This is a genomic window from Pseudomonas syringae group sp. J309-1, assembly GCF_032582135.1.
Lineage (GTDB): Bacteria > Pseudomonadota > Gammaproteobacteria > Pseudomonadales > Pseudomonadaceae > Aquipseudomonas > Aquipseudomonas quasicaspiana.
Genome location: NZ_JAWHNU010000131.1, coordinates 1 through 665, shown reverse-complemented (window position 1 = coordinate 665; position 665 = coordinate 1). Strand labels below are relative to the sequence as shown.

Below are 665 nucleotides of genomic sequence, written 5' to 3'. Positions count from 1 at the left end.
CACGAACTTCATCGCAGTCATCAATGCGTCGTTGAAGGCTTCATGCTGTCCAAGCGGCGGAATGCCGAGATCGCGCAGGATCTGTGCACCGACGCCGACCTCGCGCCATTGCTTGTTGCGATCGGCCTCCGCGGTCTTCTGGTCGCCAATCGGCTGGACCGGAACACCGGCGGCACCATCGCGCAGATAGACCAGCACGCCGCGGCCGGCATCCTTGAAGTGCCGCAACACGTCTTCCATCCGCGCCGGCCCGGTGAACAGGTCCTTCACGATGTTGGGCTTGTGCAGCCGGGTCAGCACGTCCCGGCCATCGCCGATGCCATTATAGACGAAGGCGGCATGCATGATCTCGTCGAACGGCGAGCGATAGGCATAGCCCTGCAACGGACCGATCGGGCTTTCGGTGGTGAAGGTCGCGACCCGCTCGATCAGCTTCTCGCGCGCCTGGCGATAGGCGATCATATCAGCAATCGTGACATGCTTGAGCTTGTGCGCGGCGGCGAATTTCGCGACCTGTTCGCCCTTCATCACGGTTCCATCGTCGTTCATCAGCTCGCTGATGACGCCGACCGGCGGCAGGCCGGAGAGCCGGCACAGATCGACCGCTGCCTCGGTGTGGCCGGAGCGCAGCAGCACACCACCGTCGCGCGCGATCAGCGGGAAGA

1 protein-coding gene is annotated in these 665 nt (G+C 63.8%); it reads right to left on the bottom strand.

Features of this window, described 5'->3' with window-relative positions:
• A partial coding sequence (locus RX972_RS29065; RefSeq protein ID WP_316880738.1) for a 3,4-dihydroxy-2-butanone-4-phosphate synthase occupies positions 1-665 on the bottom strand: 665 nt, incomplete at both ends.